The 6,222-nt window shown below is 65.1% G+C and carries 9 protein-coding genes, 1 tRNA gene and 1 pseudogene; 1 reads left to right on the forward strand and 10 read right to left on the reverse strand.

Annotation, left to right across the window (positions count from 1 at the left end; genetic code table 11):
- The 6 genes and pseudogenes from VB737_RS14150 to VB737_RS14175 all read right to left on the reverse strand — a co-directional run.
- A pseudogene (locus VB737_RS14150) lies at positions 1-94 on the reverse strand (phycocyanin subunit beta); the annotation flags it as partial.
- Between the two features lie 351 nt (positions 95-445).
- Positions 446-1,297 (reverse strand): phycobilisome rod-core linker polypeptide, encoded by an 852-nt coding sequence (locus VB737_RS14155; protein WP_500313903.1) that lies wholly within the window; start codon positions 1,295-1,297, stop codon positions 446-448.
- 200 nt (positions 1,298-1,497) lie between these two features.
- Positions 1,498-1,986 carry a C-phycocyanin subunit alpha gene (gene cpcA, locus VB737_RS14160; RefSeq protein ID WP_015109240.1) on the reverse strand — a complete coding sequence of 163 codons (489 nt, stop codon included), beginning with the start codon at positions 1,984-1,986 and terminating at the stop codon, positions 1,498-1,500.
- A 60-nt stretch (positions 1,987-2,046) separates the two neighbouring features.
- The gene (gene cpcB / locus VB737_RS14165) at positions 2,047-2,565 is read right to left on the reverse strand and encodes a C-phycocyanin subunit beta (protein ID WP_106221918.1); all 519 of its coding nucleotides are present in this window, start codon (positions 2,563-2,565) and stop codon (positions 2,047-2,049) included.
- 399 nt (positions 2,566-2,964) lie between these two features.
- Positions 2,965-3,222 carry a rod-capping linker protein CpcD domain-containing protein gene (locus tag VB737_RS14170; protein ID WP_015109238.1) on the reverse strand — a complete coding sequence of 86 codons (258 nt, stop codon included), beginning with the start codon at positions 3,220-3,222 and terminating at the stop codon, positions 2,965-2,967.
- 43 nt (positions 3,223-3,265) lie between these two features.
- A complete protein-coding gene (locus VB737_RS14175) occupies positions 3,266-4,111 on the reverse strand; it encodes a phycobilisome rod-core linker polypeptide (RefSeq protein ID WP_500313905.1) in 846 nt (281 codons plus the stop codon).
- Between the two features lie 264 nt (positions 4,112-4,375).
- On the opposite strand from VB737_RS14175, the gene VB737_RS14180 reads away from it, so the two are divergent.
- Positions 4,376-4,804: a hypothetical protein gene (locus VB737_RS14180; protein WP_500313907.1), complete on the forward strand. Its 429-nt coding sequence runs from the start codon at positions 4,376-4,378 to the stop codon at positions 4,802-4,804.
- Between the two features lie 16 nt (positions 4,805-4,820).
- Here the strand turns inward: VB737_RS14180 and VB737_RS14185 are convergent, their stop codons facing one another.
- The 4 genes from VB737_RS14185 to VB737_RS14200 all read right to left on the reverse strand — a co-directional run.
- On the reverse strand, positions 4,821-5,414 hold the full coding sequence (locus tag VB737_RS14185) for a chromophore lyase CpcT/CpeT (protein WP_500313908.1): 594 nt from the start codon (positions 5,412-5,414) through the stop codon (positions 4,821-4,823).
- Between the two features lie 9 nt (positions 5,415-5,423).
- The gene (locus tag VB737_RS14190; RefSeq protein WP_500313910.1) at positions 5,424-5,657 is read right to left on the reverse strand and encodes a hypothetical protein; all 234 of its coding nucleotides are present in this window, start codon (positions 5,655-5,657) and stop codon (positions 5,424-5,426) included.
- 31 nt (positions 5,658-5,688) lie between these two features.
- Positions 5,689-5,761, reverse strand: a tRNA-Phe gene (locus VB737_RS14195).
- A gap of 30 nt (positions 5,762-5,791) precedes the next feature.
- On the reverse strand, positions 5,792-6,222 hold a 431-nt coding region (locus VB737_RS14200; protein WP_500313911.1), incomplete at its 5' end, for a ComF family protein.

Consider the following 6,222-nt stretch of genomic DNA (forward strand, 5'->3'; position numbering starts at 1 on the left):
CAACCATCGACGCCAGGGCGTCGATCTGACCAGCGTTGAGGAATTCGCCGCGGGCATCAGCCTGAGCAACGACCTTGGTGAAGGCGTCGAACATTGAGTTAGCTCCTGTTCTCGACGTCGAACGTCGTGGTGGGGTGGGTAAGGGGGTGGGAACGCCAAGGACGTTCACCTGTGCTGAGCACGAACTTATTGTCTGAAAGAATCGCTCCAGGATCCGTGAAGTTTACAAAGGGTCATCGGTAGCCACTGGTCTCCTCTGGCTGGTCTCAGTCGTGGGCCTGTTGGGCACTACATCGCGGGCCTGATTTGTGCCCCGATGAACACTCGCAAGCCGCGATCCTGGCGTGATCCCCATGCGGCCAGGCCATAAAAAAGGCCCCCTCGGCATCACGCCGAAGGGGGCCGGGAGGCACAAGGCCGTGGACCTGAAAGGTGGACCTGACGCTCAGTTCACCGGGGTGACGCTGGCGACCCTTCCGCCTTGGCGATGGATCATCTGCTGGGCTTCCAGCAGTTTGTTGAAGGGCACGAAACGAACGATGTTGCTGCGCTTGTGCAGCCGGTACTCGTTGAGTCCGGTCACTTCGATGCGATACACCTTGGCCTTCTGGCCGATGCCCTTGGCCATCTTGGTGATCGATTCATTGGCCACCTGGCTGGGCTGGAAGGCCGAACCCTTGGCGTTGGGGCTCACCACCGGAACGGCCCGGTCCTGGTGCAGGGCCTTGCCGAGGCGGAAGTTGGTGCCGGCGGTGTCACCTTTCACCGAAGCCGCGGCGCCCCGGGCCAGCTGCATCAGCCAGGAGAACTGACGCCCCTGCTGGCCGGCGGAGTAGTCCCAGCCGGTCAGATAGGGGACCACTTCCTCCCCGAAGCGCTCCTGGTACTCGGCGCTGTCGATGTAGGAATCGATCTCGGCATCAACACCCTGCTCCTGCAGGATGGTGAAGTGATCCAGCATCTCTGCCTTGTTCTGGGGGGCACGGCCCAGCAGATGCTTGAAGTTGAGCTCAATGAAGTGATACGGGTTGCAGTTCTCGAAGAACTTGGCGCGGTAGAGGCCACTCTTGGCCACGGCACGCACGAACTCGCGCACGCTCAGATAGCCGTTGCGGAACAGCGACTCGGCACCCTCAAGACGCTCGCTCTCCATGATGTACTGGCGTCCGAGCACCTGCTGATAAACGGTGCGGATGATCGTGCTCTTATCCTGATCGGACGCATTGGACCAGTTTTCCTTGTTGCGGTCGTTCGCGAAGCGTTCGATGCCCAGATAGGGCGCATTGACGAGGGTCATGGATGGCGGGCCAGAAGGGGGGAGGACTGCACGCGTACGGTGCACCGTTCTGATCCTATGAGGAACTCCGCACAGGAATTCGAGATGATGTTCGATCGTTACAGCAGATGAGAACCCGGGGACTTCGGACCGGCGGGAATCCAGCCAGAAAAAAAAGGGCCCCCCGAAGGGGACCCTGAGACAACGATGGCCGTTGGAGCTCAGACGAGAGCGCTGATGGCGTAATCGATGTAGTTGTTGGCGATGACGCCGGCATCGCCGGAGACGCCGTGGTTGGCCTTGATGTAGGTCAGGGCCTCGACGTACCAGGAGGGGGAGAGCTCGAAGGTGCGGTTGATCTCGTCGAGACCGGCCACGAGGTACTCATCCATGGGGCCGGTGCCACCGGCGACCAGGCAGTAGGTGACCATGCGGAGGTAGTAACCGATGTCACGGGCACACTTGGCCTTGCCGCGGGCGTCGGAGGCGTAGTTGCTCCCCTGCATCTGGGTGGTGTAGGGGAACTTGTTGTAGACGGCCTGGGCGGCGCCGTTCACCAGGGAGTCGGCGTTGGCGGTGAGGGCCTTGGCGGCTTCCAGGGCGTTCTTGGCGCGCTCGAAGCGGCCGAAGGCGGCGTTGAGCTCGGTGTTGGAGAGGAAGCGGCCCTGGGAATCAGCGGCTGCGACGGCCTCGGTGAGGGGAGTCTTCATGAGAAGGGGGTTAGGTGGAAGGTGAACCGGAAGATGAGGCGACGATCAGTCGACGACCGATCAGGCGACAGCCGCGGCTGCGCGATCGAAGTAGGTGCCGATTTCGGACATCAGGGAGGAGCAGTCGCCCTGGGTGATGCCGTTGCGGTCGTTGGCGATGCCGATGGCAGCGTCCTTCATCTTGCGGATGCCTTCAGCGACGGAAGCGCCGGGCACGCCGAGGGCGAGGTAGGTCTCGCGGAGGCCGTTGAGGCAGCGATCTTCCAGGACGGAAGCGTCACCGGTGAAGATGGCGTAGGTGACGTAGCGGAGAACGATCTCCATGTCGCGCAGGCAGGCAGCCATGCGGCGATGGGTGTAGGCGTTGCCGCCGGGAGCGATCAGGGCGGGCTGTTGGTCGAACAGATCGCGGGCCGCGTTGGTGACGATCTTGGAAGCGTTGGAGGTGATGCGGTTCACGGCATCCATGCGCTTGTTGCTCTCGGCAACCATCGACGCCAGGGCGTCGATCTGACCAGCGTTGAGGAATTCGCCGCGGGCATCAGCCTGAGCAACGACCTTGGTGAAGGCGTCGAACATTGAGTTAGCTCCTGTTCTCGACGTCGAACGTCGGGATTGGGTGGGTAAGGGGGTCGAGTCTGGATCGTCAGTCCGGAGGGAGGGCTGACGTCGACTGCGTCGTTGCTTTCGATGATCGCCTGGCCAGGGCCGGGCATCGCTCCGAAAGACCTACCTATTGTTGGTGACGGCGTCCGGTGGATGGGGGCGCCTTAATAAATGGTCACCACCGCCAGGATCCAAGCGGCCGCAGCGGTTTTGGCCATCCGCCCCGCCGCTGGCGTTCAGCCTGGACGGTTCATCCGGCGGATGGGTGTAAGGCCCGCCGTTCCGACCCACGAATCCGGCCCATTCAGACGCCCCATGAAAAAGGGCCCCCATGCAGGGGACCCCATCGAACGGCCGGATCGAGGGATGGCCTCAGCCTTCGGCTTTCGCTTTGCCCTTGCGGGGGGCCGGCGCCTCGGAGCCGGTGCCGCCGCCGGTCACGGAGACGCTGACGATCTTGCCGCCCATGGCGTGGACGAGGCGCATCGTCTCGTTCATGCGGGTGAACGGCACGTTCATGACCATGTCCGCGGTGCGGGAGTAGTCGTTGTTGTTGACACCTGTGACGGTGAACGCCACCTGGCGGGAACTGTTGAGGCCGGTGCCTCGGGTACCTGCGGAAACCTTCATGGATTCGGAGGGGTAGGGGGGAAAGGCGGAACGGGAACCCGGTTCAGTTGACCGGGGTGATGCTGGCGATGCGGCCGCCTTCGCGGAGGATCTGCTGCTGGGTCTGCAGCAGCTTGTTGAAGGGGATGAAGCGCACCCGGTTGCTGCGTTTGTGCAGGCGGTAGTTGTTGAAGCCGGAGATCTCGACCCGGAAGGTGCGTCCCTCTTCACCGGCGCCGACACCCTGGCGGGTGATGCCGTCGGTGGTGACCTTGCGGAAAACGCTGCCCCGGGCGTTGGGGCTCACCACCGGCAGGGGGGCTTCCGCGTGCACCGAGGGGTTGAGGCGCGACTGGTTCTTGAGCAGATCGCCACGGACCGAAGCCCCCACCCCACGGGTCAGCTGCAGCATGTAGGAGAACTGCAGGCCCTGCTGGCCGGAGGAATAGTCCCAGCCATGCAGGTAGGGAACCACCTCTTCGCCGAAGCGATTCTGGTACTCGGCGCTGTCGAGGTAGGAATCGATCTCGGCGTCGTAGCCCTGCTCCTGCAGGATCGTGAAGTGGTGCAGCATCTCCGCCTTGTTCTGGGGAGCCCGGCCGAGGAGATGCTTGAAGTTCAGCTCGATGAAGCGGTAGGGGTTGCAGTTCTCGAAGAACTTGGCCTTGTAGAGACCGCTCTTGGCCACCTGGCGCACGAACTCCCGCACGCTGAGGTAGCCGCGCTTGAAGAGAGACTCCGGACCCGTGAGCCGCTCGCTGGCCATGACGTACTGATTGCCGAGCACCTGCTTGTAGACGGCGCGGATCAGGGCGGCCTTGTCGTTTTCGGTGGCGTTCGTCCAGTTTTCCTTGTTGCGGTCGCTGGAGAAACGCTCGATGCCCAGATAGGCAGCGTTGGCAAGTGTCATGAGCGTGGGTGCCGGGGGGAGAGGCGTTGGAGTGAAGGTCAGTGGGCAGGGCGCATGGGCAGGGCGCATGGCCACTGCGGATCAGCAGACGCCTTCGAGGACGGCTGCAGGAAACGTCCCGATCATGGGCTGCAAGGCGGATCCTATGGGTCTGTCCGCTCGCCACGACAGGGTTTTCAGAATCGTTACAAACCCCCCGGCCAGGCCCACCCCTGGCGGGCCGGCCCCACGCCGATACCATCCGGCCATCATCCCGGTGCCGTCATGGCTTCTGTTGTGTCCCCATCCGAGGACTCTTCCCTCCGGTTGGCCGATCAGCTGCAGGTGTTGTCCCAGGTGGCCGAAGCGCTCACCTACCGCCTGCTGGAGCTCGAGGAACGGCTCGGGGGCCACGAGGATCGCATCGGTGCACGGCTGGAGGAGGTCGCCGACCTCGAGGCCGCCCATGGGGCCGCCATGGACGAGCGCCTCGGGGACACCGAGGAGCGCCTGGCCAGGATCGAGGCGGCCCTGCGGGGTCTGGATCGCACCGGAGCCTCTCGCCATCTGCAGGCGGTGCAGCCGCCGGCCCTGCAGCAGGAGCCGCCGGCCTCCCGGCCGCTGGCGGACTCCTTCGATCTGGCTGCGGAGGAGGTCGATCCCTTTCTGGAGGAGGGGGAGCAGCCTTTCATGGACGAGCTGATCGCCGGCTGAAGGGACCCCTGTCCGATCAGATCTCCAGCCAGGCGGCGGGGAGTTCGGACCGGTAGTCGTCGGTGCGCTCGAACTCGAAGGGGCCGGCCAGGGATCCCCAGAGCTGCTCATGGGTGGCCGGATCGTGGCCCCGGTCGATGGTGCGCATGCCGTTGGAATCGATCTCGAAGCTGCTGACCAGGTAGGCGAGGCTTCCCTTGCGCTCCACGAGACAGCGGCAGCCGGGCTCCACCTCACCGGTGAAGCCGTCGCCCACCTCCCGCACCACGTAGGTGCAGCCCTCGAGGGGCAGGAGGTCGGCGTCGGCGATGCTGCGGCGCCGCCCCTCATCCTCGATGGCGCCCCAGAAACGTTGCTCGTCCTGAAGGGCCTGGTTGTGGATGATCAACCCGCCGTCGCGGCGTTCGGCACGCAGCACCCGGATTCTGTAGGGCGTGCCAGGTGAGATGGCGTAGGACTGCTCCAGGAGCAGGGAGCCCGGAGCCAGCTGGGGCAGCGGCCGGAACTTGACCAGGATGTGGGCGTAGAGGGGCGGATTGTCGAAGGCCTGGCTCTGGTTGCTGAAGCCAGCGCTCAGCAACTGGAGAAGGCGGGCGAGGGAGCTGCGCATGAACGCCACCTAGAGGTCGAGCAGGCGGATCCGGAAGGCGCCCACCTGACGGGCCATGGCCGGATCGGCTTCGGCGAAGGGGTGGCTGGCCACCAGGCCGAGGATCGCTTCCAGCTTCTCGGCGCTCGAGAGACCGTGGCAGGGATCCTGTCGACTGTGGTCCTGCCAGGCCTCATCGAACGCCTGGGCGAAGCTGTCGGCGTTGTTGAAGATCTGGCTGGACGTCGAGGGCTGATGGGGCATGGTGATGGGCTGCAGAGCAGTCCGCACGCAATGCCAGGACCCAGATTTGAACTGGGGACACGGCGATTTTCAGTCGCCTGCTCTACCAACTGAGCTATCCCGGCCCGTCGCCGAAGCGACGAAGCGATCTTAGATCACGGCCCGCTGGCGGACCGGCCCCTCCGGGTGCGGCCCCGGGGCGTGCGGGCCAGGCAGAGGAGTCCCACCACCTGCCAGCCGAGGGATTCGAGGGCCGTGGCGGCGCTGCAGCCGGTGGCCCCGCTGGTGAGGATGTCGTCGACGATCAGGACCGGCCGGCCCAGGGCCTCGCCGAGACGGGGCCCGCGGCGGCAGAGGAAGGCCCCCTGCTGGTTGGCCAGGCGCAGGGCCCTGCCGAGGTGGTGCTGGCCGAGCACGGGCCGGGACCGCACCAGCAGATCGGCCCGGCGGTAGCCCAGCTGGCGGACGAGCTGGCGGCACACCAGCCCCGGCAAGGGGTTGCCCTGCCGTTTCCAGCTCGGCACCGGCACCACCAGCGGCCGCTGCCGCCACTGGGGCAGCCCCTCCGCGAGCACCTGCACCAGGG

It is taken from the genome of Synechococcus sp. BA-120 BA3, assembly GCF_034931285.1.
GTDB lineage: Bacteria > Cyanobacteriota > Cyanobacteriia > PCC-6307 > Cyanobiaceae > Cyanobium.